Origin of the sequence: Streptomyces sp. DT224, assembly GCF_049844595.1 — a bacterium.
GTDB lineage: Bacteria > Actinomycetota > Actinomycetes > Streptomycetales > Streptomycetaceae > Streptomyces.
In genome coordinates this window covers 411,262-435,382 of record NZ_JBNCLI010000006.1, presented here as the reverse complement: position 1 = coordinate 435,382, position 24,121 = coordinate 411,262, and the positions used below count along the sequence as shown (strand labels likewise).

Below are 24,121 nucleotides of genomic sequence, written 5' to 3'. Positions count from 1 at the left end.
GGCGGTTACGCCAACAGCGCGTTCATCGTGGCGAGCGGCAGAGCCGGGTTCGCGGCGGCCCGGGGCGCGAGTTCGGCGTCGTCGAGCAGCGCGGTGAGCCGGGCCTGGGGGAGCCGGGGGTGGCGGGCCGCGTCCGCGCGGACCAGCGGGTCCGGGTCGCGGGTGAGCCGGTCCGCTGCCTCCGGGACGAGCCGGGGGTCGAGCAGGGCGAGGCGGCGGACGGCCGGCTCCTCGGCGTCGGCGAAGCGGGCGAGCCCCGCCCGGGGGAAGCCGGGACGGCGCGTGAGGTACCACCGGTGGGGGCCGGTGTACTCCAGGAAGGTGCGGAGCAGCAGCGCGGCCGGGACGTCCGGATGGTTCCGGCACAGCAGCACGCGTACCCCGAGGTCCGGATCGTCCGCGAGCTTCGCCATCAGGTCGGCCGGGAGCCCCGGTTCCCGGGCCGCCCGCCGCCGCAGGCAGGGGTGCCCGGACCGTGCGTCCCGGCGTAGCCGTGCGGGGTCCGGGTCCGCGTGCGCGAACGGAGGGTGCCGGTCGTCCTCGTCCTCGGGCACCTCGTAGTCGATCGCGGCGCGTTCCGCCTCGGTCAGCGCCGGGTGGACGGAGAGGGCCAGGCGTACGCCCGGATCGGGGTCCACCGCGAGCGCGCGCCGCAGCGCGGGGGCGAGGTCGGTCCGCTCAGCGACCCGTATCCGCACCCTTGGGTCGGCGTGCCCGGCGAGGAGGGCGACGGTCTCGGCCGGTGTGCTGGTGTTGCCCGCCACCGACCACGCGTCGTCCGTGTCCAGGGCGGCGGCCGCGACGTCCGGGGCCAGGGCGCCGTACATCAGCAGCCTCCAGCGCGCGTGGCAGGGGCCGTCGGGCAGGTCCTCCCGCACCGCGTCCGGGTCCCGGAGCCGCTCGTGCATCCGGTGGCTGCGGGCTGCCGCCTCCCTGACGCCCGGGTCCGGGTCGGCCAGCAGCGCGGCCCGCGCCCAGGGCGCCAGCACATCCCAGTGCACGCCGCCCCACTTCTTCCGGACCTTGGCCACGGGATGGGTCGCCGTGCCGCGCCGGAAGCCTGGGGACATCTGCCGCAGCAGCCCGATCCCGATCAGGTCGTCTTCGTACGTCTCGATGATGCGCACGATGGTCCGGTCCGGCAACGGCCTGACCGGGGCACCGTCCTTGTCCCGCAGGGTCTCGTCAGCGAGATGCGCCCGGACGAACCAGTCGGGGTCGTCCACCAGCCGGGCCCGCTGCTCGGGTTCGGCGTACGGGCTGCGGGCGAGGAAGCTCCGCGTGTACGCGTCCGGGTGCGCGACCACCGCGTCCACCACGGCGTCGGGCAGCACGCGGTCACGGCACAGCACCATGCGTACGGCGGCCGACTCGCCCGCGAGCAGCCGCAGCAGGACGTCGTCGGGGGCGGCTGGATTGAGCGCGAGGCCCGCGAGGCGTCGTTCGGCGGGGGTGGCGGACCGTTCAATGTCGTCGGGAGTCACTGCGGGATGATGCCACGGCCCCGGGAGGGCTGATCAGTGCCGGCGCGCGACGAAGACGTACTCCCGGCCCGGGCGGTCGGGCGCCTCGCGGACCTCCTCCAGGACGTACCCCTGCGCGTCCAGGTCCGCCTCGATCTCCTCCCGTTCCCGGAAGCGCAGCGTCGAGTCGGAGGTCAGCACCTGGCCGTCGGCCGCCAGCCGGTAGGTCCAGCGGAAGCTGACCAGGGGTCCGGTCACCTCGGTGACCTGCACCCACGTCTCCACCGCGCCGATCCCGTCGACTTCCGTCACGCTGTGGGACTGCTCCCGCGTCCACTCCTCCCAGGCCCGCCGGGCCGGCACCCGCGTCTCGAACGCCAGCCGCCCGCGGGGGCGCAGCGCCTCATGTGCTCCCCGCAGAGTGGCCTGCCAGTCCCCGGGGTCCGCGATGGCCTGGGCCACGTTCGCGGTCATCGTCACCAGGTCCACGCGTAGCGGCGGGAGGGCTGTGGCGTCGCCGCAGATCCACCGCACGCGCTCGCTGCCCGGCTTGGCCCGGGCCACGTCGATCGACGCCTGAGCGGGATCGACACCGACGACCTCCTTCCCGCGATCCGCCAGGAGCAGGGCGAAGACCCCGGTCCCGCAGCCGATGTCGAGTACCCGGCGGGCGCCGAACTCCTCCGTCATCCGCACATACGCGTCGAGGTCGCTGCGGTCCGGGTCGAGCGGGTCGTAGAGCGTGGCGAGGAGCGGGTGGGCGAAGCAGTCGTCAGCCATGCCGGCGAACGTTAGGCGGGGCGCGCCCGGAGGGCGAGCGGGTTTCGGCGGCCGACCACCGAATGTCCGGTGATCACAATATGATCACTGCGCCTTCGCAACTTCCCCACATCTCGTTCGGGGTAATACGGTCACCCCACTCGACGAGATGTATGGGGGGACTTCATGCCCAAGGGGCTGAGCCGGCGCAAGCAGATATGGATCGGCGGGATAGCCCTGATCGCCCTGGGGGCGGTCGGCTGTTCGGAGTCCGGGAAGGGGGACGCGGCGGCGAGCGCCAAGCCCGTGCCTGCGGTCACCGTGACCGCTACGGCCACCGCCACCGAGACCGCGACCCCCGCCCCGGCGCCCACGGTGACCAAGACGAAGACGGTGAAGGTGCCCGGGCCGACGGTCACCGTCACCAAGGCGGCGTCCTCCGGCTCCGGGGGAAGCGGCGGGACGTCCGGCGGCGGGTCCAAGGCCACCAGCACCTGTTCGATCCGCTCCAACGCGGGGAACTGCTACAGCGCGGGCCAGTTCTGCCGCAACAGCGACCACGGCGCCGTGACGACGAACGCGTCCGGTGCACGCATCAGGTGCAGCCAGAGCGGAAGCTCCTGGCGGTGGACGTACGCGTGAGGGCACGGGGGAACCATCCGTTGACCGTCGGGCGTTGGGCACGCATGGACAACGTCAACGGTTTCGGGGACATCTCGCCGACCACGCTTGCCGATGTGGTCGGGCGCGCGCAGGTCATGGACGCGAGCATTAGGCCGCTGTGGGCGCCCGTGCCGCGCGTCGCCGGCCCCGCGTTCACCGTGCGGTGCCCCGCCGGGGACAACCTCATGCTCCACGCCGCCATCCACCGCGCCGCGCCCGGTTCCGTCATCGTCATCGAGGCGGGCGACGCGGATTTCGCGCTGGCCGGGGGGAACGTGTGCGCCGTGGCGCAGCGGCGGGGGATCGCCGCGTTCGTCACCAACGGGGTCGTACGGGATCTGGCGGAGGTACGGGACATGGGCTTCCCGGTCTTCGCGACCGGGGTCGTCCCCTTCCCCGGTACGAAGAAGGCCGTCACGCCCCTCAATGAGTCCGTGCGATGCGGTGGGGTGGTCGTGGGCGCCGGTGACGTCGTCGTCGCCGACGAGGAGGGCATCGTCGTCGCGCCCGCCGTGAGCGCGGGCGAGGTGCTCGCCGCCGCCCGGGCCAAGGCCGCCAAGGAGGCTGCGGAGACCCTGGACGACTGGGAGGCCGCCCACCGCGCCCGTATCGACAAGATTCTCGCGGACCAGGGGTACGCGGGCTGATCCGGTCGGGTGTTCGGACCCCGGTGGTAGCTTGGCAGGCCAGTCGTTGGCGTGTGCATCGAGGCTAGGGGGACCCATGAGGCAGAAGTCCGTGCGGAGTCGGATGGTGGCCGCGGCGGCGGCCGGGACGCTGGCGCTGTTCTTCGTCTCGGGCTGTTCGTTCAGCTTCGGCGGCGACAAGGTCGTCAAGAAGGACGAGGTCGCCAAGCAGGCGTCCGCCGGGCTGAAGAAGGAGGTCGGCCGCGCCCCCGAGGACGTGACCTGCGAGGACGACCTCAAGGCCAAGGTCGGGGAGTCCGTGCGCTGCACGCTGACCGATGGTGGCAAGAAGCTCGGCATGACCGTCACCGTGAAGTCGGTCGACGGTGAAAAAGTGAACATGGACTACAAGGTGGACGACAGCGCGGGGGCCGGCTCCGGCGCCTCCGCCGACCCCCAGCCCAGCGACTCGGCCCAGCCGTCCGACGCGGCGGGCACCGACACCGGCGCGTCCGGGTCCGTCCCCAGGGCCGAGGTCGCCCGCCAGGGCAAGGCCGCCCTCGCCGCCCAGGTGGGCAAGCAGCCCGACGCCTTCTCCTGCCCCGAGGACCTGCCCGCCAAGGTCGGCGCCACGGTCCGCTGCCAACTGGCCGGCGGCGGCAAGCAGTACGGAGTGACGGTCACCGCGAAGTCGGTGGTCGGCGGCAAGGTGAGCATGGACTTCAAGGTGGACGAGACGCCGGGCGGCTAGAGGGGGCGTCTCTGGTCAGCCCACGCGGCCTACGTGGATCACGATGATGGTCACGTGGGCGTCCTCGATTTCGTAGAGCACCCGGTAGCGGCCGACGTGCATGCGGCGCAATGTCGGGGAGCCGTAGGGTGTCGCCCCCTCGGGAAGCGGGTTTTCGGCAAGCAGGCCGACGGCATCCATGAGCTGACGCAAGCCGTCGGGGTCGTCCTTGAGGAACCGGGCAACCTGGTCGATGGCGTGCTCGTCCCAGGTGATCAGTGGGTCAACGCTGCTCCAGGCCCAGCCGCGCGCGTACCTCGTCGTGAGGCACGGTCTCGACGGCTCCGGTGGCGCGGCGGGCTTGGTACCGGGCGAGAGCCAAGGCGTCTTCCAGTTCGGCGAGCTCCTGCGGGTTGATCAGTATGGCCGCCGGCTGGCCGTGGTCGGTGATGGTGACGCGCTCTCGGGCGTTCGAGGCTCGGCGGACGAGCGAACCGAAGCGGGCGCGGGCCTCAGTGATCGGCAAGATGTCACTCATGTAATCAAGCGTGCACTTTGTGCGCCTCTCGGCCAGTCTGGCGGACGGCGAGCGCCCGGGTGGGGCTCGCCGTCCGGCTGGTCAGCCCTGGCGCGCGTACGTGACGAACGCGGACCAGGCCGTCGGTGCCACGTCAAAGTGGGGGCCCGGGACGTTCTTCGAGTCGCGGACGTGGATCGCGGATGCGCAGGTCGCGACCTCGATGCAGTTGCCGCCCTCGCCGCCGCTGTAGCTGGACTTGCGCCAGTCGTAGGCGACCTCGATGCACGCGCCGCCCTCGCCGCCGCTGTAGCTGCTCTTGAACCAGTGCAGTTGCTCAGTGCTCATCGGTCTCTCCACATTTTTTCGATCAAGGTCAGGGACTCCCTCGGGGTGAGTGCCTGCGCCCGCATGATCCCATGGCGTTCGCTGACCACGCGGACTTCGTCAGGGTCGGTGATGAGGTGTGCGTGCCCCTGCACTTCGGTGTACGCGACTTGGTTGCGGCCCTTGGGCGTCAGCAGGGTGAACGCACCGTCCAGGTTCGGATGTTCCTCGGTGGCTGTGGGCAGCACCTGAAGTTCAACGTTGCGCATGCGGCCGATGTGCAGGAGCTTCTTCAGCTGGTCGGTGTGCACGGCGGGGCCACCGATCGGCCGCTGTAGCACGACCTCTTCGAGCACGAAGCTGAACGTTGGCAGTGGCCACTGCTCGAAGATGTGCTGGCGCGCCATGCGGTCGGTAACGCGCTTCTCGATCGTCTCCTCGTCCAGCAGCGGTCGCCGCCGAGCGAACAGCGCTCGCGCGTACCCCTCGGTCTGGAGCAGCCCGGGAACTGCCTGGTTGCTGTAGTCGTGGAGGGCAACAGCCTCCGCTTCCATGCGTGCATAGTCCCGGAACCATCCCGGGTGGCGTGTCCGAGACCGCGCCAGTGCCTCCCGTACCTCCTCCGCCGCTACCGACAGGAAACCTCCCGTCTCCAGGGCCCGGTCCGCCAGGGCCAGGAAGTCCACCTGGGGGGTCCGCACGCCCCGTTCGATCGCGGAGACCAGGTCCTCGCCGCAATGCACCAGCGAAGCCAGCTCTCTCTGGTTCATCCCCGCGCGTTCGCGCAAGAACTTCAGCTGGCGGCCCAGCGCCCTGAACAGGTGCGCGGTGCCGTCCGATTCGGCCGGGCGCTCCGGCCGTTCCTCACGTTGCGTGTTCGTCATCTGCCCCGTACCGCCTCTGTCCGTCCGGTCACGGCCGACGCCCCGTACAGCCGGTCGGGCAGGCCCGTACAGCTTTGTGGAGTCGTGTGGTCACTGCTGGTCAGCGTACGAGCAGGCGGACACGCTGGGTCACATGAACGCCGAAATCACTCTTGTGGGTACCGAGTTCGTCCAGCGCTTCAGCGCCACCCGGCGGGGCGCCCGCCTCGCCCGACGCCTCGCCGTGCAGCAACTCGACGCCTGGGGCGTGCCGTACGGGTGCGAGCTGTCCGACGACGTGGCGGTGGTCGTGGCCGAACTCGCCGCCAACGCGGTGCTGCACGGCCACGTCACCGGCCGGGACTTCGAGCTACGCGTAACCCCCGAGGCGGGCGGGTTCCGTATCGAGGTATCGGACGCACGGGGCGAGCGGCGTCCGGAGCTGTGCGCGGGCGGCCCCGGGGCCGAGGGCGGGCACGGGCTGCGCCTGGTCGCGGCGCTGGCGGCGGAGTGGGGCGTGGCTGAGCGGGTCGTCGGCAAGACGGTGTGGGCGCGGGTGACCCCGGGGAGGTGAGGCATGGCGCCGCCCGTCGCAGGTTCAGGCCCAGGCATCGCGGAGGTCCTCGGGCGTGAGAGTGGGGACGTCGGCTGTGCAGCCGCTGCGGGTGACGGCGAGCAGGGGGGTGGTGTCGTCGGCGCCGGGAAGCTGGGAGCGGTGGGTGACGAGGCGGGCGAGGTCGCGGTGGTCGAAAGGCTTCTTCTCCAGCCATTTGACCGAACCCACGAGGGTGATCTTCTTGGCGATGGGAGCACGGTCGGCGCCGACGATGTCGATCTCCGGGTCGTTGGTACGGGTCCAGTAGCCACCGATCGCATCGGTGCCCGCGGGCAACTGCCCGTCGTCGGAGCCGAGTCGCCACAGGGCTTCGCGGATCACGGGCTCGATGGCCCTGCCCCGCCAGGACGTCCAATGGGCGCGGATGGTGTCGAGGACGCGGTCGCCCCGGCCGCGTTCGATCGCGGGGATGCCCGGGCCGAGGAAGGAGAGCCAGAAGCGCAGGTACGGGTCGTCGATGCGATAGCGGGTCTCCCGGCTGGGTCTGGTGGAGAGCGGGAGCTCTGCGGCAACCATGCCGCGGGAGGAGAGGAGCTCCAGCGAGCGGGACACCGAGCCGGGGTTGAGGCCCCCGGCGGCTCTGCCGATCAGGGTGAAGGTGCGCTCGCCGTGACCGATGGCACCAAGGACGGTGCGAGCCTGCGCCTCGACGGGAAACTCCGCAGCCAAAGACCGCTCGCCGCTGACCAGCAGGGCAGACGTCGGTCTGCGGAGGGCCAGTTCGAGGTACTCCCACAGGCCGGCACCGGCCGGCCACTCCTCCAGGATGAGCGGGAGGCCACCGGACACCAGATAGGCGTCGAAGGCTTCGGCGGGCGGCAGACCGAGCATCGAGGCGACCTCGGCGGGATTCAACGGCGGCACGACCATTTCGGTCCCCCGTTGGTAGAAGGGCCGCCCGTAGGTGTTGAGCTGTTCCATCATCGCGATGTCGGAGCCGATGAGGACGAGCAGAACGGGCAGTTTCGACAGCGTCCGGTCGAATGCCTTCTGGAGCGCTCCCTCGAAGCTCGGGTCCTCGCGCACGAGGTAGGGCATTTCGTCGAGGACCACCACGCTCGGCGAGTCGGTGGGCAGCGCGGAGGCGAGCATGGTCAGTGCGGCGTCCCAGCTCAGGGGGGCGGCGAAATCGTTGAACCGGGCCACGTCAGGAAGCGGGGAAGAGGCCACCTCGGCGGCGAAACCTGCCAGGTCCTCCTCGCGGGAGCCACCGACGGCGGTAAAGAACACATGCGGCAGGCCCACCTGCTCCAGGAACTCCTCCACCAAGCGCGACTTTCCCACCCGGCGGCGCCCGCGAATCAGAACAGCCCGTCCCGGACGCCCGCTACGCCCGCCGTCCGTGACAGGGCGCAGCAGGTCTTCCAGAAGACTGAGTTCGGTGCGGCGTCCGATGAATCCGTTCACGGCAGTCCACCTCCATGACATGCGCCAGGATACTTGCATTCAGGATACTCTCATGAATGAAAGCAACAGGCCGCTACGGAGAGTGATCCAACCTGCGGCGAACGCGCCGAGGCGCCTGAGCGCCCCCTCACGCCCCCGCCAGCACCACCAGCTCCCGCGTCGCCCGGGTCATCGCCACGTACCGGTCCACCGCCCCGCCGACCCCCTCCCCGAAGCGCTCCGGCTCGACCAACACCACCAGGTCGAACTCCAGGCCCTTCGACAGCGTCGGCGTCAGCGCGCGGACGCGCGGCGACGGCGGGCGGAAGGCCGCCGGGGCGCCGATCACGCAGGCCGTGCCCTCCGGGTGGGTCGTCAGCCAGGTGTCGAGGACGGCGGGCAGGTCCGCCGCCGGGCCGTGGGCGACGGGGATGCCGCTGCTGCGGATGGACACCGGGACGTTGGCGTTCGGCAGGGCGGCCCGGATCACCGGTTCCGCGGCCGCCATGATCTCCTCCGGCGTGCGGTAGTTGACGGTCAGCGCGGACAGCGTGATCCGGTCGAAGCCCACCCGCTCCAGCCGTTCCCGCCACGACTCCGTGAAGCCGCGCCGGGCCTGCGCGCGGTCCCCGACGATCGTGAAGCTGCGCGAGGGGCACCGCTGGAGCAGCATCTGCCACTCCGCGTCGGTCAGCTCCTGCGCCTCGTCCACCACCACATGCGCGAACGGGCCCGCCAGCGCGTCCCGTTCGGCCGTGGACAGCGCGTCCGGGTCGAGCAGCGTGTCCTGGAGGTCCCGGCCGCGCAGCATCCCCACCGCGCCCTGGCTCTCGTCGATCTCCGCGTTCTCCAGGAGGCTGTCGATCGCCTCGGCCCGGCGCGCCCGCTCGGCGGCGGCCGTCGCCTCGTTGCGGCGTCGGCGGCGGGCCGCGTCGGGGTCGCCGAGCCGCTGCCGGGCCGCGTCCAGGACCGGCAGGTCGGCGACCGTCCACGCCTGGGGTTCGGAGCGCTGGAGCCGGGCCACCTCCTCGCGGGTGAGCCGGGGCGCGCAGGTGCGCAGGTAGGCCGGGACGGACCAGAGGTCGCCGACCAGGTCCGCCGCCTCCAGCAGGGGCCACGCCCGGTCGAAGGCCGTCATCAGCTCGCGGTCGCGCAGCAGCGCCTGGCGGACCAGGTGGTCCGGGACCTCCTCGTCCTGCCGGTCCGCGTGCTTGTCGGCCAGGATCGTCAGGACCTCCTCCAGGACCGCGTCGCGAGCCTCGTTGTGCGGGACGCCCGGCGCCGACTCGAACGCCACGGCCCACTCGGCGGCGGTCAGCCGGACGTCCGCCCAGGGGGTCGTCACGGTCAGGCCCTCGGACGGCGGCTCCTCGTAGAACGCGACCGCCGCCTCGACCGCCCGCACCAGTTCCGCCGACGCCTTCAGCCGGGCCACCTCCGGATCGGCCTCGGGCAGGGCCGCCGCGCCCTCCGGGACGAGGTCGCGCAGGGTGCACGTCCGCACCCCGTCCTCACCGAGGCTCGGCAGCACGTCGGCGACGTACCCCAGATACGGCTGGTGCGGGCCGACGAAGAGGACGCCGCCGCGCCGGTGCCCGAGGCGCGGGTCGGCGTGCAGGAGGTACGCGGCGCGGTGCAGGGCGACGACCGTCTTGCCGGTGCCCGGGCCGCCGTCCACGACCAGCGCCCCGCGCGAACCGGCCCGGATGATCGCGTCCTGGTCCGCCTGGATGGTGGAGAGCACGTCCCGCATCCGGGACGACCGGTTGGTGCCCAGGCTCGCGATGAACGCCGACTGGTCGTCCAGCGCGGCGTGCCCGGCGAAGGCGTCCGGGGTGAACACCTCGTCCCAGTAGTCGCTGACCCGGCCGCCGGACCACCGGTAGCGGCGGCGGCTCGCCAGGCCCATCGGGTTGCCGTGCGTGGCCCCGAAGAACGGCTCGGCGGCCGGGGAGCGCCAGTCGGTCAGCAGGCGTCGGCCCTCGCTGTCCGTGAGGCCGAGCCGCCCCACGTACACCGGCGCGGAGCCGTCCGCCCCGGCCATGTGGCCGAGGCACAGGTCCAGGCCGAAGCGGCGCAGGGTGCGCAGCCGGGCGGTCAGCCGGTGGATCTCCGCGTCCCGGTCCATCCCTTGCCGGCCGAGGCCGCCCGGGGCGCGGCGGGCGGTGTCGAGGGCGGCGGTCAGTTCGGCGACGGTCTCCTCCAGGCAGCGGGCGATCGCCGCGAAGTGCCGCTCGTCCCCGGCGATCAGGGCGGGGTCGGCCTTGGCTTCGGCACGGTCGCCGGTCAGCGCGAAGGCGCTGTTGGTGAGGGTGGGGGAGGGGGTGACAGGACTCGAATCGGGCACTACGCATAACTCCTGAATGCCGCAGATGGCTGGCTCGGACCAGCGATTGTGCGGGACGAGGGGGGCCTTGCGGCAAGGCCCCCCTTGCGCTATACGTTGAGAGTGGCCGGAGGTGGCTTTCTCCCCCCGCGCCGGCCGGTGAACACTCCCGGTCCCCCCGCACCGCCTCTGCCACCCCGCTCGCCTTGCCGCGCATTGGCAGGCACACGGCATACTGGGCCGCCGGATCACGGGGGGAGCGCCGAGCGCATGGCGTACGGAACGGACGGGGCGGGCCTGCCCGAGAGGGTCGGCGGGTACGCCGTGGAGCGGGAACTCGGCGCCGGCGGAATGGGCGTCGTCTATCTGGCGCGGTCCCGGGGCGGGCGCGCGGTCGCCGTGAAGGTGGCGCGCTCCGAGCTGGCCGCCGATCCGCACTTCCGCGAGCGGTTCCGGGCCGAGGTGGAGGCCGCCCGGAGCGTCGGCGGGTTCCACACGGCACCGGTGGTCGACGCGGACCCCGACGCGCCCGCGCCCTGGCTGGCGACGGCCTACATCCCCGGGCCCACGCTCGCCGCGCTCGTGGACGCCGAGGGGCCGATGGACGAGGCGCGGCTGCGGCAGCTGGGCGCCGCCCTCGCCGAGGCGCTGGCCGCCATCCACCGCTGCGGGCTCGTCCACCGGGACCTCAAGCCGGGCAACATCATCATGGCGGCGGACGGGCCGCGCGTCCTGGACTTCGGCATCGCCCGGGCCCTGGAGTCGACCCGGCTCACCGCGACCGGGGTCGCCTTCGGCACGCCGGGGTTCCTCGCCCCCGAGCAGGCGCAGGGCCTGGAAGTCGGTGCCCCGGCCGACGTGTTCGCCCTGGGCGCCGTGCTCGTCGCGGCGGCGGGCGGCAGCGCGTTCGGGGCCGGGACGCCCATGGGGCTGATGTACCGGTCGGTGCACGAGGCGCCGGATCTGGGCGCGGTTCCGGAGGGGGTGCGGGACGTCGTCGCGTCCTGCCTGGAGAAGGAACCCGCCCGGCGGCCCACCCCGGAGGCCCTGCTCGACCTGTTCGCGCCCGGGGGCCCGGCATACGTCCCGACCATGCCCGTGGCGCCGCACAGCCCGGCCGGCGCGACCCCGTCGAGCCCCGTCGGCCACCCCGCCGACGCGCCCCCGTCGAGCCCCGTAGGCCACCCCGCCGACGCGCCCCCGTCGCCGTACGCCTACCCGCCCCCCGGCGCGGCCCCCGCGCCGCCCGCGTATCCCCCCGCCTCCGCGAGCCCGTCCCCGTACCCGCCGATGGCCGCGGCCCCGTTCCCCTACGCCCCCTCCCCGTACACCCCCTCGCCCTACCCGCCCGCCGCCGCGATCCCCGACAATCCGTACGCGCGGGGGCCGGCCGAGGGCGGCCCGTGGCAGCAGGCGCCCGCCGAGCCCGTCACCGACATCGGGTTCGTCGGTGTCGGCACGGACAGTTCGCTGGTGATCGACGCGCTGGGGATCGAGTTCCAGGCGGCCAACGGCCTTGAGCTGCAGTTCGCCTGGGCCGAGATCGGCCGGGTCGATTACGCGGTGCAGGGGCCCAAGCTCCTCGTGGTCACCGTCCGGCTGCGCGCGGGGGCCGTCCACACCTGGACGCTGGCCGCCCGCAACCGCTCCCGCCTGCGGCAATGGACCCAGGACCTGCCGCTGATCCTGGAGTACTACGCGTAGCCGGGGCCACGGCCACCCGCTCGTATGCTCGGGGACATGACCGATCCTCAGAGCGGACCCCCCACCACCAACTCGATGCGGCGCGCGCTCAAGCGTGCGCGTGACGGTGTCGCCCTCGACCGGGCGGAGGCCGCCGTGCTGCTCCGGGCGCGCGGCGACGACCTGACGGATCTCGCCGCCTCCGCCGCCCGGGTGCGCGACGCCGGTCTGGACGCCGCGGGGCGGCCGGGGGTCATCACGTACTCCCGCAAGGTCTTCATCCCGCTGACCCGGCTCTGCCGGGACACGTGCCACTACTGCACGTTCGTCACCGTGCCCGGCAAGCTCCGCCGGGCCGGGCACGGCATGTTCCTGTCGCCCGACGAGGTGCTGGCCATCGCCCGCGAGGGCGCCGCGATGGGCTGCAAGGAGGCCCTGTTCACGCTCGGGGACCGGCCGGAGGACCGCTGGCCGGAGGCGCGCGAGTGGCTGGAGGCCGAGGGGTACGACGACACCCTCGCGTACGTGCGCGCCATGGCGATCCGGGTCCTGGAGGAGACGGGCCTGCTGCCGCACCTCAACCCCGGGGTCATGAGCTGGACGGACCTCCAGCGGCTCAAGCCGGTCGCGCCCTCCATGGGCATGATGCTGGAGACGACCGCGACCCGCCTGTGGTCCGAGCCCGGCGGCCCGCACCACGGCTCCCCGGACAAGGAACCGGCCGTGCGGCTGCGGGTGCTCGAGGACGCCGGGCGGTCCAACGTGCCGTTCACCACGGGCATCCTGATCGGCATCGGCGAGTCGTACGAGGAGCGCGCGGACTCCCTCTTCGAGCTGCGCCGGACCGCCCGCGCCTACCACGGCATCCAGGAGGTCATCGTCCAGAACTTCCGGGCCAAGCCCGAAACCGCGATGCGCGGGATGCCGGACGCGGAGCTGGAGGAGCTGGCCGCCGCGGTCGCCGTCGCCCGGCACATCCTCGGCCCGTCCGCCCGCATCCAGGCCCCGCCGAACCTGGTCGACGCGGAGTACGCGCTGCTCATCGGCGCCGGCATCGACGACTGGGGCGGGGTGTCGCCGCTGACCCCGGACCACGTGAACCCGGAACGCCCCTGGCCGCACATCGACGAACTCGCCGCCCGCACCGCCGAGTCCGGCTTCACCCTGCGCGAACGGCTCACCATCTACCCGGAGTTCATCCAGCGCGGCGAACCCTGGCTGGACCCGCGCCTCCTGCCCCACGTGCGCGCGCTCGCCGACCCGGAGACGGGGCTCGCCCGCGAGGGCGCGATCCCCCAGGGGCTGCCCTGGCAGGAGCCGGACGAGGGGTTCAACGCCTCCGGCCGCACCGACCTGCACCGCACCATCGACACGGAGGGCCGCACCGGCGACCGCCGCGACGACTTCGACGTCGTGTACGGGGACTGGGAGGCGCTGCGCGAGGCGGCCGCCCCCGGGATGGTGCCCTCCCGGATCGACGGGGACGTGCGCACGGCGCTGAGCCAGGCGGCGGACGACCCGACCCGGCTCACCGACGACCAGGCGCTCACCCTGCTCCACGCGGACGGCCCGGCCCTGGACGAGCTGTGCCGGATCGCGGACGCGCTGCGGCGCGACGTGGTCGGCGACGACGTCACGTACATCGTCACGCGCAACATCAACTTCACCAACGTCTGCTACACCGGCTGCCGCTTCTGCGCCTTCGCCCAGCGCCGCACCGACGCCGACGCGTACACCCTCTCGCTCGACCAGGTCGCGGACCGGGCCGCGCAGGCGTGGGACGTGGGCGCGGTCGAGGTCTGCATGCAGGGCGGCATCCACCCGGACCTGCCCGGCACGGCGTACTTCGACATCGCGCGGGCGGTGAAGGAGCGGGTGCCCGGCATCCACGTGCACGCGTTCTCGCCGATGGAGGTCGTCAACGGGGCCACCCGCACCGGCATGTCGATCCGGGACTGGCTGACCGCCGCCAAGGAGGCCGGTCTCGGCTCGATCCCCGGCACCGCCGCCGAGATCCTGGACGACGAGGTCCGCTGGGTCCTCACCAAGGGCAAGCTGCCCACCGCGACCTGGCTGGAAGTCGTCAGGACCGCCCACGAGGTGGGCCTGCGCTCCTCCTCGACCATGATGTACGGCCACGTCGACCAGCCCCGCCACTGGCTGGGCCACCTGCGCACCCTGGCCGCGCTCCAGCAGGAGACCGGCGGCTTCACCGAGTTCGTGACGCTCCCCTTCATCCACACCAACGCCCCGGTCTACCTCGCCGGGATCGCCCGCCCGGGCCCGACCGACCGCGACAACCGGGCCGTCACCGCGATGGCCCGCCTGCTGCTGCACCCGCACATCACCAACATCCAGACCAGCTGGGTCAAGCTGGGTACGGAGGGCGCGGCCGAGATGCTGCGCTCGGGCGCGAACGACCTGGGCGGCACGCTGATGGAGGAGACCATCTCCCGTATGGCAGGGTCGAGTTACGGCTCCTACCGCTCGGTCCGCGACCTGCAGGCCATCGCGGAGCTCGCCGGCCGCCCGGCGAAGCCGCGTACGACGCTGTACGGGGAGGTGCCCGAGGAGCGGGTCGCGGCGGCCGGCGCGTCGGACGGGCACCTGCCGGAGCTGCTGCCGGTGCTGGGGGACTGAGGGAAGTGGGGACAGTGGGACGGTGCGGGCGGGCGTCGGCGGTGCTCTCGGCGCTGGGAGCCCTGCTCCTGCTCGGCGGCACCGTCGCCCCGGCCGCGACGGCGGACACCATGCGCGAGCGGCAGTGGTATCTGGACCGGATGCAGGCCCCGGCGATGTGGAAGGTCAGCACCGGCGAGGGGATCACCGTCGCCGTGCTCGACACCGGGGTGATCCCCACCGTGCCGGAACTGACGGGAAGGGTGCTCAAGGGCAAGAACTTCATGGAGCCCGAGCGCGGCGCGGACCAGGACACGAACGGGCACGGCACCGCGATGGCGATGCTGATCGCGGGCAACGGGGCGAACGACCAGGGCGTCAAGGGCCTCGCGCCCGACGCGCGGATCCTCCCGCTGACCGTCTGGGGCACGACCAAGGAGGCGGGCTTCAGGCGCGTCGACGCACTGGTCGACGCCATTCGGTACGCCGCCGACAGTGAAGCCAGGATCATCGACATAGGGGTGTCCTTCCACACCTCCATCGACGACGACGAGCGGGACTCGATCAAGCAAGCCGTGGACTACGCCATCGGGCGCGGAAAGCTGCTCCTGACGGACACCGGCGACACGGGTGAGGACGGAAACGACGTCACCTACCCCTCCGCGATACCCGGCGTCGTGGGCGTGGGCGCCGTCGACACGACCAGCACGGTGACGAAGTTCTCCGCATACGGGCCCCAAGTGGCTCTCGCCGCGCCGGGCGTGGACATCCCGATCCGCTGCCTGGAGGGCAAGCCGGGCTACTGCCGCAGCCAGGGCACCGGCCAGGCCACCGCCCTCGCCTCCGCGTCCGCCGCCCTCATCTGGTCCCGGCACCCCGACTGGACCGGCAACCAGGTGCTGCGGATCCTGATGAACACGGCGGGGCGACCCACCGAGGACACCGTCCCCAGCCGCTACCTCGGCTACGGCACCATCCGCCCCCGCCTCGCCCTCCTCGAAGACCCCGGCGACCCGGGCCCGGCCGACGTGAACCCCCTCGTGGCGGCCCACGAGGCCACCACGCCCTCCGCGTCGCCGTCCACGCCCAGCCGGTCCGGGAGCCCGTCGCGGCGGCCGCTGCCGGACGCCACCCCGGTGGCGGTGGAAGGGGCCGACCGGGGCCAGGGAAGCACCGTCCGGATCGTCACCGGAGCGGTCGCGGCCGCGGTGGTGGCTCTCGGCGCCGTCCTCCTCGTGCGCCGGAGGAGACGCCCGCCCCAGATCACCGCGTACAGCGTCGACTACACGCGAGAGCGTTAGCCGGACGCCTCGTGCTCCCCCAGCACCGCCTCGACCACCCGGAGCTCGACGGCCGCCCGCGCCGGATCCTCGCCGGAATTCGATGCGCCTCGGAGCCGTACAAAGCCCTTGGTCCCTGCACCTGTTCGATTACAGTGCTGCGCAGTTACCGCACAGTCGCACAGGGGAACGAAACCACGGCAACGGGAGTGGCGCGGTGAGCACAGGGATGTTGGCCGTCTGGGGGCGGTTCGAGCAGCAGGACTTCCGCAGCCGGGTACGCGGCACCCTCCTCGGCGGTGCCCTCGGGGACGCGCTCGGCGCCGGCGTCGGCCCCCTCACCCTGGAGGAGATCCGCGCCGCCCACGGCCCCGACGCCGTTACCGGCTTCGTCCCCGCCCACGGCGCGCGCGGTACGGTCACCGCCGCCACCCAGCTCACCCTGTTCACCGTCGACGGACTGATCCGCGCCCAGGTCCGCCGCGACACCGGCGCCTGGCACCCGCCCACCGATGTGCACCGCGCCCACCTGCGCTGGGCCGCGACCCAGCACGACTGGGGGCCCGACGAGCGCCGCGCGGACAACGGCTGGCTCGCCGGGCAGGAGTGGCTCTACGCCCGCCGCGACCCCACCCGGGAATGCCTGGGCGGCTTCGGCGACGACATCATGGGGACCCTGGACCGGCCCAAGTACCCCGCCGCCCACGACGCCGCCGCGCTGACCCGGTCCGCGCCCTTCGGGCTGCTCGTCGGCTGGGAGCCGCAGCTCGTGTTCCAGCTCGCCGTCGAGTGCGCCGCGCACACCCACGGCCACCCCACCGCCCTGCTCTCCGCCGGTGCCTTCGCGGTCGTCGTGCACGGTCTCGCGCGCGGCGGGACCCTGGACGGCTCCGTGCAGCACGCGCTGGGCCTGCTCGCGGACCACCCGGGCCACGAGCCCGTCACCGAGGCGTTGCGCCGCGCCCTCGGCGCCGTACGCCAGGGCATCCCGGGGCCCGCGCTCATCGAGTCCCTGGGCGTCACGGACTCGGCCGAGGAGGTGCTGGCGGTCGCGGTGTACTGCGCGCTCGTCGGCGAGGACGTGCGGCACGGGCTGCGGCTGGCGGTGAACCACGGAGGGCCGTCCGCCGCGACCGGGGCGCTGTGCGGGGCGATGCTGGGCGCGATGCACGGGGAGACCGCGCTGCCCCCGGCCTGGCTCGCCGAGCTGGAGGGGCGGGCCACCCTCCTCGAACTCGCCGACGACTTCGCCATGGAGATGACCCAGGGGCCCGCCCTGCACAGCCCGGCCGGAGCCGCCCCGGGCTGGCTGGCCCGCTACCCGCGCTGACCGTCTCCCTTCGTGCCCTCGGTGGCGACCGCGACGTCCTTGGGACCGCCCTGCGCCGGGACGGCCGCCGCACCGGCTGCCGCCGGGCCGTCGCCGTCCGCGTTGATCCGCTCGATCAGCGCGTCGCGCTCCGGGGTGTCCTCGGGGCGCACGAAGCCGATCACGATGTACAGCACCAGCGAGATCGCCAGCGGCAGCGCGACCTGGTACTGGAGCGCCACCCCTTCCTTCACCGAGCCGTCCAGGTCGTAGTTGGTGAAGTAGAACGCCAGCAGCCCCGCCGCCCAGCTGGTGAGCGCCGCCGTCGGGCCCGACTTACGGAAGCGGCGCAGCAGGCCCAGCATGAACGGGATCGCGATCGGGCCCATGAGCCCGGCCACCCACTTGATGACGACGGAGATGATGTCCTTGAACGTGGGCGAGTTGATCTGCGTCGCCAGCGCCATCGACAGCCCCAGGAAGCCCAGCGTGGACAGGCGCGCGGCCAGGAGCCCGGCCCGGGCGTTCCAGTTGCGGGCGGCCTTGGAGAACACCGGGGCGATGTCCCGGGTGAAGACGGCCGCGATCGCGTTGGCGTCGGAGGAGCACATGGCCATCGTGTGCGAGAAGAACCCGACGATCACCAGGCCCAGCAGCCCGTGCGGCAGCAGCTGCTCGGTCATCAGTGCGTAGCTGTCGGAGGCGTCCGGCTTCTGCGCGTCCACCAGCAGCGGGGCGCACCACATCGGGAAGAAGAGGACGGTCGGCCAGACCAGCCACAGGATGGCGGAGAGCCGCGCCGAACGGGTCGCGGAGGCGGCGGAGTCCGTGGCCATGTAGCGCTGGGCCTGGTTCCACATGCCGCCGTTGTACTCGAAGGTCTTGATGAACAGGTACGCCAGCAGGAACGTCACGGTGTACGGGCCGGCCGTCGGGTCCGCGTGGCCCTCGGGCAGCTTGTCCCAGACGGTCCACAGGGTGCTGAAGCCGTCCAGCTCGTGCATCGCGGTGATGAGCATCGCGAGCCCGGCGAACAACTGGATGACGAACTGGCCCAGTTCGGTGAGCGCGTCCGCCCACAGGCCGCCGACCGTGCAGTAGACGGCCGTGATGAGGCCGGTGATGAAGATGCCCTGGGTGAGGGTGATCCCGGTGAAGACGGACAACAGGGTCGCGATGGCCGCCCACTTGGCGCCGACGTCCACGATCTTCAGCAGCAGCCCGGACCAGGCCAGCGCCTGCTGGGTCGGCACGTTGTAGCGGTTCTTGAGGTATTCGAGCGGGGACGCCACGTACAGCCGCGAGCGCAGCCGGTTGAGCCGGGGCGCGAACAGCTTCGCGCCGATACCGATGCCGATCGCGATCGGCAGCGACCAGGTGACGAACGAGGTGACGCCGTACTGGTAGGCGATGCCGGCGTAGCCCGTGAACATCACGGCGCTGTACCCCGACATGTGGTGCGAGATGCCGGACAGCCACCAGGGCATCCTGCCGCCCGCGGTGAAGAAGTCGCTGACGTTGTCGACACGCTTGTGGGACCAGATGCCGATCGCGATCATCACGCCGAAGTAGCCGATGAGCACGACCCAGTCGAGACTGTTCATATGTCCCCTCCCGGGGTCCGCCTTGTGAACGGGGTGCGCACTTCGCCAGTACGGCCGCTCAGCGGCGCCCCGTGCGGGAGCGGGGACTGGGGGGATTGAACCGTCTGCTCGGTACCCCGGTCAAGAACCCTTTCGGTCATAGATGTGAACGCAGATCAGCAAGAGGAACGATTTTACGTGTTCTTGACCCACGGAAGCGTTGTCGTGAACGTGACGGCGGCCACACGATGAGCGGGCGCTTCGCCAGGCTGTGAGCGCAGGGAAGCACGAAGAAGACCGCACGGGATGCGGGTCCCGTGCGGTCGAGAAGGAGGGGAACTGCCAGAGAATCCGGCCCGTGAATCCGGCCCGGAAACGGCGAAAGCCCTCTCGGCCAGGACGGCGGGCCGGTCGAGAGGGCCTGGTGCGGGCCGCGGCGCGAGCGCGCGGCCGGGTCGCGCGGTGTCAGAAGCCGGCGGTGCGCGAGACGTCCAGGACGAACGCCGACCAGGTCTTCGCGGAGAAGTCCAGGACTCCGCTGCTCACGCTCTTCGAGTCGCGGACCAGCAGGGCGTGCCCCTTCGCCGCCTTGACCTCCACACAATTCCCATTCGCGGAATAGGAGGACTTGGTCCACTCCGTCAGTGCGTTCTGCCGAATCGCCATAATGACTCCGATGGTTGTGCCGGTCGTTGGGCGGTGCGCCCAGCCGCTGCGCCCAGCGACTTGTGAGGACGCTACGCCGCAACATCATCGAGCGTCAGCGGCGTTCACTCGTTCGGATGACTTGCGCCTTGGTGGTCTTCCGGCACGACCTGGCAGAGGTGTATCTTCCGCGCCGCCCCGGGAATGCCCGTGGCGGGCGCGGAATTCGTCACGCTCCGCAGTTCTCCGCGGCCTGGAGAATGTACGCGCGGGACTGCTCGGCACTCAGCGCCTTCGCGCGCAGATGTTCGTACATCACGGCATAACTCTGAACGTCGGGCGCCTTTTCCAGGTACAGGTCGCTGGTGATGCCTTCCAGATAGACGACGCTCGCGTCCATGTCCTCCTGGAATTCGAGGATCGTGTAGCTCCCGTACATCCCCGGGTGCGCCCCGACGGTGTACGGCAGGACCTGGAGCGTCACGTGGGGCAGCTGGCTCAGCTCGGCCAGGTGCCTCAACTGGTCCGCCATGGTCTGCGGATCGCCCACGACACGGCGGAGCACGGCCTCGTCGATCACGGCCCAGAACCGCAGCGGTTCGACCGGATCGGTCAGGCGGTCCTGACGCTTTATGCGGATCTGGATGCGCTTGTCGATCTCGGTGGGCGTCGCCTCCGGCCACATCCCCTCGATCGCCGCCTGCGCGTACTCCCGCGTCTGCAGCAGGCCGGGGACGATCAGCGACTCGTACACCCGCAGGGACGCCGCGTCGGTCTCCAGGCCGATGTACACGCTGTACGGGATGTCCCCGAACGCGTGCCACCAGCCCTGCTGGCGGGAGTCCTTGGCCATCTGCATCAGCGAGTCGACCAGGCGGCGGTCCTCGACCTCGTACACCCCGCAGAGATCGCGGACGTCGCGCTGGCTGATGGAGCGGCGGCCGTTCTCCAGGCGGCTGATCTTCGACTGCGAGACCAGCAGCCGGTCCGCCACCTCCTCGGCGGTCATTCCCTTGACCTCGCGCAGTCGGCGCAATTCCTGTCCCAACCGGCGTCGCCTGACGGTGGGATTGACGTTGGACGGCACGGAAACGGCACCTCCGGCTATGTAGCTGTGCGTATCTACTGCTGAGCAGATTGCCACCCCCGGGCCCGGCCGCGCTGGGAAACGGCCACACACAGCGGCGCGGGGCAGTCGGTGATACCGACTGCCCCGCGCCTGGTGCGGCTCCCGGACCGGGTCTGGCTGACAACGGTGCGGCGATCTTCGGTTGTTGACGTGGTGGTACGGGTGGTGCGGTAGCGGTCCTAGTGGGCCGCGGTGTGCGCCATGCTGTCGCGCCGTGACGGCGACGGTACTTGCGGTTGCAACGGAACGCCGGCCGCCTGAGCGCGGCGCGGCTGTGCGACCGCCCCGTTCTGCACGTCCATCACGGCGTGCGCCACGAGGCCGCCCATCGGGTCGTGCCTGATCAGGTCCCGGAGCCGGGAGCGCGATGAACGCCCCTCGTTCCCGGGGTACAGGTGCTTGCCGAGTCCGACCGCGTGGGCCAGTGCGGCGAGCGCCGCGGTCCGCGGGTCCGGCGGTACGCCGGTGCGGATCGCACTGTCCAGCCTGGCCCTGATGTCCCGGCTGATCGCCGTGTCCGTCGCCTGGTAGCGAGTCGTCGGCAGCACTCCGCACATCTGGCCCGCGACGGCATGCACCATGCCGCACCGCTCCAGATGAGCGAGGTAAATCTGGCGGAGCCCCAGCCGGGGTCCGCCGATCCAGTGGACCGCCCGGACCGGACTGCCGCGCCTGCGCAGCAGTTCCAGTGCGGAGTCCAGGGTCGGATCTCCTGTCGGCCGTGGCATCACCACGGCGATACGATCCCCGTCTGGGGCTATCCGTCCTGCCAGGGCCAGCTCCACTAGCTGGGCCCCGGCGAGGCCGAGGTCGAGCGACTGCGGCTGCGCTGTGGTACCCGTGGTCGGGTCCAGAGCGAGCAGCAGAAGCTCCTCCGGAATTGTTCTGCGGCTCCTGCCCATCCATGCCTCCCCGCGTGGATGAATGACAGGGTGACCCCTCTCACATCCCTCTGTCGAGGGTGCCTGGTGGCTTTGTACGGGAACCAGTAGCTATGTCGTTCTCGTCTAGCAGCCCGGCCAAGGGTTCACACGGGACACTGGTAGATGGTTCGGACAGCGCGGGGGTTCCCCGCGCCGCATGGAGGAGGCATCGGTGGCGGGCGAGTCCCCCGACAAGTCGGAGCAGCAGCAGTCGTCGGGAACGACTCGGAACGAGCGCGATCCGCGGCTCGACGTCTTCCGTGAACGGACCGCTGGGGATTCCGGCCCGGAGGCCGGTGCGGACTCCGGTACGGACTCCGGTACGGCGGAGGAGCCGGCGACCGCCGATGCCGCCGGGGAGCCCGTCGCCGGCCCGGACGAGGACGAGGACGCGGGGGCGGCCCCGGAGGCCGCCGAGAGCGCTCCGAGGGCCGCTGAGACCCCGGAGGCGGCCACGGACGGCCCGGAGACGGCCGCCGAGGCCCCCGAGGCCGCGGAGGCCGAGGCGGAGGGCGCCGGGCCCGAGGAGGGCGACGCGCGCCTCCGGGCGGCGGTGGCTGCCTGGGTGTCGACGGCGGACGAGGGCGAGAAGGACACCGACGAGTCCGACGCCCCGGACGAGGAGCCCCGCGTACCCCGCTCCCGCGAGGAGGAGCCGGAGACCGGCGAGAAGCCGGAGACCGGGAAGAAGCCCGAGACCGACGAGAAGCCGGACACCGGGAAGAAGCCCGAGACCGGCGAGGAGCCGGACACCGGGAAGAGGCCGGAGACCGACGAGAAGCCCGAGACCGACGAGAAGCCCGAGACCGACGAGAAGCCGGAGAGCGGCGAGAAGCCGGACACCGGGAAGAAGCCCGAGCCCGTCACCGGCGCAGAGCCGGAGCCCGCCGCCGAAGCGACGAAGCCCGCCGCCGGCAAGGCGGCGGACGAGAAGCCGGCCGACGGCGACGCCGCCGACGGGAAGAAGCCCGCCGACGGCAAGGCGGCGGACGGCAAGCCCGCCGACGAGAAGCCCGCCGACGAGAAGCCCGCCGACGACGAGACCGCCGCGAAGAAGCCTGCCGCCGAGCCGCCCGTCGATCAGCCCACCGCCGTCTTCAAGGCCCCCCGCCTGCCCAAGGTCGACCAGCCGACCACCGCGCTGAAGATCAAGCGGTCGCCGTCGGGGGAGCCCGTCGCCGCCGAGGCCGAGTCGCTCACCGAGCGCACCAGCCAGTTCGTACCCCTGCGCTCCGACGACGTACGCCAGGCGCCGGCGCCGGCCCCGCGCCGGCCCGAGAGCCCCGTCACCGGGCAGCCCGCCGCCCTCAGCGGCGCCGAGCGGACCCGGCAGCAGCCGATGCCGCCGAAGCCGCCGCTCGACCTGCTCGCCGAGCTGACGAACACCCCGCCGCCGCCGGAGACCCCGGTCCGCACGGCGGTGCGCAGGGTCAAGATCTGGACACCGCTCGTCCTCCTCCTGCTCCTCGTGTTTGCGATCGTGCAGATGGTGCGCCCGCTGCCGGACCCGTCGCTCGCGATGACCGCGAAGGAGACGTACACCTTCGGCGGCGGCGAGGTGAAGCTCGACTGGCCGTCGCAGGGGCAGTCGGCGGTCACCGTGGACGGCGTCGGCTCGCTCGGTTCGTCCGGAGCGCAGAAGCCCGCGCCGATCGCCAGCGTCGCCAAGATCATGACGGCGTACGTGATCCTCCAGGGCCACCCGCTCACGGCCAAGGACGAGGGCGAGAAGATCACGGTGGACCAGCAGGCCGAGGACGAGTCCAAGGCCGAGGACGAGTCCACGGCGCCGATCAGCAAGGGACAGCAGTTCACCGAGAAGCAGATGCTGCAACTGCTGATGATCCCCTCGGGCAACAACGCGGCCCGTCTCTTCGCCCGCTGGGACTCCTCCTCCGAGGCCGCCTTCGTCGAGAAGATGAACGACGCGGCGAAGAAGCTCGGCATGACCCACACCACGTACACCGACCCGAGCGGTCTGAAGAAGACGACCGTCTCCACCGCCGACGACCAGCTAAAACTGGCGCGCGCCGTCATGAAGAACGAGGTGTTCCGCGAGATCGTCGACACCCCGCAGATCAAGATCGACGGCATCGACACGATGATCTACAACAACAACACCATCCTGCTGGAGCCCGGTGTGAGCGGCATCAAGACCGGTTCGTCCACTCCGGCCGGCGGCAACCTGATCTGGTCGGCCAACACCGTGGTGGACGGCAAGAAGCTGTGGATATACGGCGCGGTCATGGGGCAGCAGGCGGGAACGGGCCAGCCCTACGACAGCCTCGTGAGGGCGGTGAACAACAGCCTCAAGCTGATCAAGGGTGCCCAGGAAGCCGTGACCTCCGCCAAGGTGGTCCACAAGGGCGACGTCGTCGGGTACGTGGACGACGGGTTCGGCGGCCGCACGCCGGTGGTCGCGACCGCCGACCTGAAGGCGAAGGGGTGGCCGGGTCTGAAGGTGGAGCTCTCCGTCGAGGGCAACGGCAAGAAGATCTCCCGCAGCATGAAGGCGGGCACCGAGGTGGGTGTGGTGACCGTGGGCAGCGGCACCGGCAGGGTCAGTGCGCCGGTCGCCCTCGCACAGGACCTGTCCGATCCGACGTTCGGCCAGAAGCTGACCCGCGTCGGCTGAGGACCGCGGTGCGGGGCGCCCCCACGGCTGCCCCGCACC

Annotated in this window: 21 protein-coding genes; 9 read left to right on the top strand and 12 right to left on the bottom strand. The window is 71.9% G+C overall.

The genetic code is table 11. From position 1 onward, the window contains the following. Positions 1-5: 5 nt before the first annotated feature. Positions 6-1,484 (bottom strand): hypothetical protein, encoded by a 1,479-nt coding sequence (locus ACLQ2N_RS17805; protein ID WP_425814037.1) that lies wholly within the window; start codon positions 1,482-1,484, stop codon positions 6-8. Between the two features lie 33 nt (positions 1,485-1,517). Continuing rightward, a complete protein-coding gene (locus ACLQ2N_RS17800) occupies positions 1,518-2,243 on the bottom strand; it encodes a class I SAM-dependent methyltransferase (protein WP_425814035.1) in 726 nt (241 codons plus the stop codon). A gap of 165 nt (positions 2,244-2,408) precedes the next feature. Between ACLQ2N_RS17800 and ACLQ2N_RS17795 the strand changes: the two genes are divergently transcribed. From ACLQ2N_RS17795 to ACLQ2N_RS17785, 3 genes are all read left to right on the top strand, one after another. After that, entirely contained in the window at positions 2,409-2,864 is a 456-nt protein-coding gene (locus ACLQ2N_RS17795) for a hypothetical protein (RefSeq protein ID WP_425814033.1), read from the top strand. 44 nt (positions 2,865-2,908) lie between these two features. Next, positions 2,909-3,532, top strand: coding sequence for an RraA family protein (locus tag ACLQ2N_RS17790; protein ID WP_425814221.1), 624 nt, complete (start codon positions 2,909-2,911; stop codon positions 3,530-3,532). Positions 3,533-3,635: 103 nt separating this feature from the next. Next, positions 3,636-4,262: a DUF4333 domain-containing protein gene (locus tag ACLQ2N_RS17785; RefSeq protein WP_425814219.1), complete on the top strand. Its 627-nt coding sequence runs from the start codon at positions 3,636-3,638 to the stop codon at positions 4,260-4,262. Positions 4,263-4,277: 15 nt separating this feature from the next. Here ACLQ2N_RS17785 and ACLQ2N_RS17780 read toward each other — a convergent pair whose 3' ends face one another. From ACLQ2N_RS17780 to ACLQ2N_RS17765, 4 genes are all read right to left on the bottom strand, one after another. Continuing rightward, positions 4,278-4,442 carry a type II toxin-antitoxin system RelE family toxin gene (locus ACLQ2N_RS17780; RefSeq protein WP_425814031.1) on the bottom strand — a complete coding sequence of 55 codons (165 nt, stop codon included), beginning with the start codon at positions 4,440-4,442 and terminating at the stop codon, positions 4,278-4,280. 82 nt (positions 4,443-4,524) lie between these two features. Beyond that, on the bottom strand, positions 4,525-4,779 hold the full coding sequence (locus tag ACLQ2N_RS17775) for a type II toxin-antitoxin system Phd/YefM family antitoxin (protein WP_425814029.1): 255 nt from the start codon (positions 4,777-4,779) through the stop codon (positions 4,525-4,527). An 81-nt stretch (positions 4,780-4,860) separates the two neighbouring features. Then, positions 4,861-5,106: a DUF397 domain-containing protein gene (locus ACLQ2N_RS17770; RefSeq protein WP_425814027.1), complete on the bottom strand. Its 246-nt coding sequence runs from the start codon at positions 5,104-5,106 to the stop codon at positions 4,861-4,863. After that, complete coding sequence (locus tag ACLQ2N_RS17765; RefSeq protein ID WP_425814025.1) at positions 5,103-5,969, bottom strand: helix-turn-helix domain-containing protein; 867 nt, start codon at positions 5,967-5,969, stop codon at positions 5,103-5,105. The genes ACLQ2N_RS17770 and ACLQ2N_RS17765 overlap by 4 nt, the downstream gene beginning before the upstream one ends. A gap of 133 nt (positions 5,970-6,102) precedes the next feature. On the opposite strand from ACLQ2N_RS17765, the gene ACLQ2N_RS17760 reads away from it, so the two are divergent. Next, positions 6,103-6,522: an ATP-binding protein gene (locus tag ACLQ2N_RS17760; RefSeq protein ID WP_425814023.1), complete on the top strand. Its 420-nt coding sequence runs from the start codon at positions 6,103-6,105 to the stop codon at positions 6,520-6,522. Between the two features lie 24 nt (positions 6,523-6,546). Here the strand turns inward: ACLQ2N_RS17760 and ACLQ2N_RS17755 are convergent, their stop codons facing one another. Continuing rightward, on the bottom strand, positions 6,547-7,971 hold the full coding sequence (locus ACLQ2N_RS17755) for an ATP-binding protein (protein WP_425814021.1): 1,425 nt from the start codon (positions 7,969-7,971) through the stop codon (positions 6,547-6,549). A gap of 127 nt (positions 7,972-8,098) precedes the next feature. Further along, entirely contained in the window at positions 8,099-10,297 is a 2,199-nt protein-coding gene (gene helR / locus ACLQ2N_RS17750; protein WP_425814019.1) for an RNA polymerase recycling motor ATPase HelR, read from the bottom strand. Between the two features lie 249 nt (positions 10,298-10,546). Here helR and ACLQ2N_RS17745 point away from each other — a divergent pair, with 249 nt between their 5' ends. The 4 genes from ACLQ2N_RS17745 to ACLQ2N_RS17730 all read left to right on the top strand — a co-directional run bounded on the left by ACLQ2N_RS17745 (position 10,547) and on the right by ACLQ2N_RS17730 (position 17,188). Further along, positions 10,547-11,980: a serine/threonine-protein kinase gene (locus ACLQ2N_RS17745; RefSeq protein WP_425814017.1), complete on the top strand. Its 1,434-nt coding sequence runs from the start codon at positions 10,547-10,549 to the stop codon at positions 11,978-11,980. Between the two features lie 36 nt (positions 11,981-12,016). Beyond that, positions 12,017-14,599: a bifunctional FO biosynthesis protein CofGH gene (locus ACLQ2N_RS17740; protein WP_425814015.1), complete on the top strand. Its 2,583-nt coding sequence runs from the start codon at positions 12,017-12,019 to the stop codon at positions 14,597-14,599. A gap of 5 nt (positions 14,600-14,604) precedes the next feature. Next, positions 14,605-15,879 (top strand): S8 family serine peptidase, encoded by a 1,275-nt coding sequence (locus ACLQ2N_RS17735; RefSeq protein WP_425814013.1) that lies wholly within the window; start codon positions 14,605-14,607, stop codon positions 15,877-15,879. Positions 15,880-16,075: 196 nt separating this feature from the next. Then, positions 16,076-17,188, top strand: coding sequence for an ADP-ribosylglycohydrolase family protein (locus ACLQ2N_RS17730; protein ID WP_425814011.1), 1,113 nt, complete (start codon positions 16,076-16,078; stop codon positions 17,186-17,188). Here the strand turns inward: ACLQ2N_RS17730 and ACLQ2N_RS17725 are convergent. The 4 genes from ACLQ2N_RS17725 to ACLQ2N_RS17710 all read right to left on the bottom strand — a co-directional run bounded on the left by ACLQ2N_RS17725 (position 17,176) and on the right by ACLQ2N_RS17710 (position 21,426). Further along, positions 17,176-18,771: a sodium:solute symporter family protein gene (locus ACLQ2N_RS17725; RefSeq protein ID WP_425814009.1), complete on the bottom strand. Its 1,596-nt coding sequence runs from the start codon at positions 18,769-18,771 to the stop codon at positions 17,176-17,178. The genes ACLQ2N_RS17730 and ACLQ2N_RS17725 overlap by 13 nt on opposite strands. A 444-nt stretch (positions 18,772-19,215) precedes the next feature. Beyond that, the gene (locus ACLQ2N_RS17720) at positions 19,216-19,416 is read right to left on the bottom strand and encodes a DUF397 domain-containing protein (RefSeq protein WP_425814007.1); all 201 of its coding nucleotides are present in this window, start codon (positions 19,414-19,416) and stop codon (positions 19,216-19,218) included. Positions 19,417-19,624: 208 nt separating this feature from the next. Next, a complete protein-coding gene (locus ACLQ2N_RS17715) occupies positions 19,625-20,482 on the bottom strand; it encodes a helix-turn-helix domain-containing protein (RefSeq protein ID WP_425814005.1) in 858 nt (285 codons plus the stop codon). Positions 20,483-20,703: 221 nt separating this feature from the next. Continuing rightward, a complete protein-coding gene (locus tag ACLQ2N_RS17710) occupies positions 20,704-21,426 on the bottom strand; it encodes a GOLPH3/VPS74 family protein (protein WP_425814004.1) in 723 nt (240 codons plus the stop codon). A gap of 193 nt (positions 21,427-21,619) precedes the next feature. On the opposite strand from ACLQ2N_RS17710, the gene ACLQ2N_RS17705 reads away from it, so the two are divergent. Beyond that, on the top strand, positions 21,620-24,082 hold the full coding sequence (locus ACLQ2N_RS17705) for a serine hydrolase (RefSeq protein WP_425814003.1): 2,463 nt from the start codon (positions 21,620-21,622) through the stop codon (positions 24,080-24,082). The last annotated feature ends 39 nt before the right edge of the window (positions 24,083-24,121 follow it).

Bases quoted from the DNA above. Each gene is read 5' to 3' on its own strand.
- ACLQ2N_RS17765 (WP_425814025.1), bottom strand. From the start codon at position 5,969: ATGACGAACACGCAACGTGAGGAACGGCCGGAGCGCCCGGCCGAATCG.
- ACLQ2N_RS17795 (WP_425814033.1), top strand. From the start codon at position 2,409: ATGCCCAAGGGGCTGAGCCGGCGCAAGCAGATATGGATCGGCGGGATA.
- ACLQ2N_RS17745 (WP_425814017.1), top strand. From the start codon at position 10,547: ATGGCGTACGGAACGGACGGGGCGGGCCTGCCCGAGAGGGTCGGCGGG.
- ACLQ2N_RS17780 (WP_425814031.1), bottom strand. From the start codon at position 4,442: ATGGATGCCGTCGGCCTGCTTGCCGAAAACCCGCTTCCCGAGGGGGCG.
- ACLQ2N_RS17740 (WP_425814015.1), top strand. From the start codon at position 12,017: ATGACCGATCCTCAGAGCGGACCCCCCACCACCAACTCGATGCGGCGC.
- ACLQ2N_RS17800 (WP_425814035.1), bottom strand. From the start codon at position 2,243: ATGGCTGACGACTGCTTCGCCCACCCGCTCCTCGCCACGCTCTACGAC.
- ACLQ2N_RS17770 (WP_425814027.1), bottom strand. From the start codon at position 5,106: ATGAGCACTGAGCAACTGCACTGGTTCAAGAGCAGCTACAGCGGCGGC.
- ACLQ2N_RS17785 (WP_425814219.1), top strand. From the start codon at position 3,636: ATGGTGGCCGCGGCGGCGGCCGGGACGCTGGCGCTGTTCTTCGTCTCG.
- ACLQ2N_RS17760 (WP_425814023.1), top strand. From the start codon at position 6,103: ATGAACGCCGAAATCACTCTTGTGGGTACCGAGTTCGTCCAGCGCTTC.
- ACLQ2N_RS17720 (WP_425814007.1), bottom strand. From the start codon at position 19,416: ATGGCGATTCGGCAGAACGCACTGACGGAGTGGACCAAGTCCTCCTAT.
- ACLQ2N_RS17790 (WP_425814221.1), top strand. From the start codon at position 2,909: ATGGACAACGTCAACGGTTTCGGGGACATCTCGCCGACCACGCTTGCC.
- ACLQ2N_RS17710 (WP_425814004.1), bottom strand. From the start codon at position 21,426: ATGGGCAGGAGCCGCAGAACAATTCCGGAGGAGCTTCTGCTGCTCGCT.
- ACLQ2N_RS17725 (WP_425814009.1), bottom strand. From the start codon at position 18,771: ATGAACAGTCTCGACTGGGTCGTGCTCATCGGCTACTTCGGCGTGATG.
- ACLQ2N_RS17775 (WP_425814029.1), bottom strand. From the start codon at position 4,779: ATGAGTGACATCTTGCCGATCACTGAGGCCCGCGCCCGCTTCGGTTCG.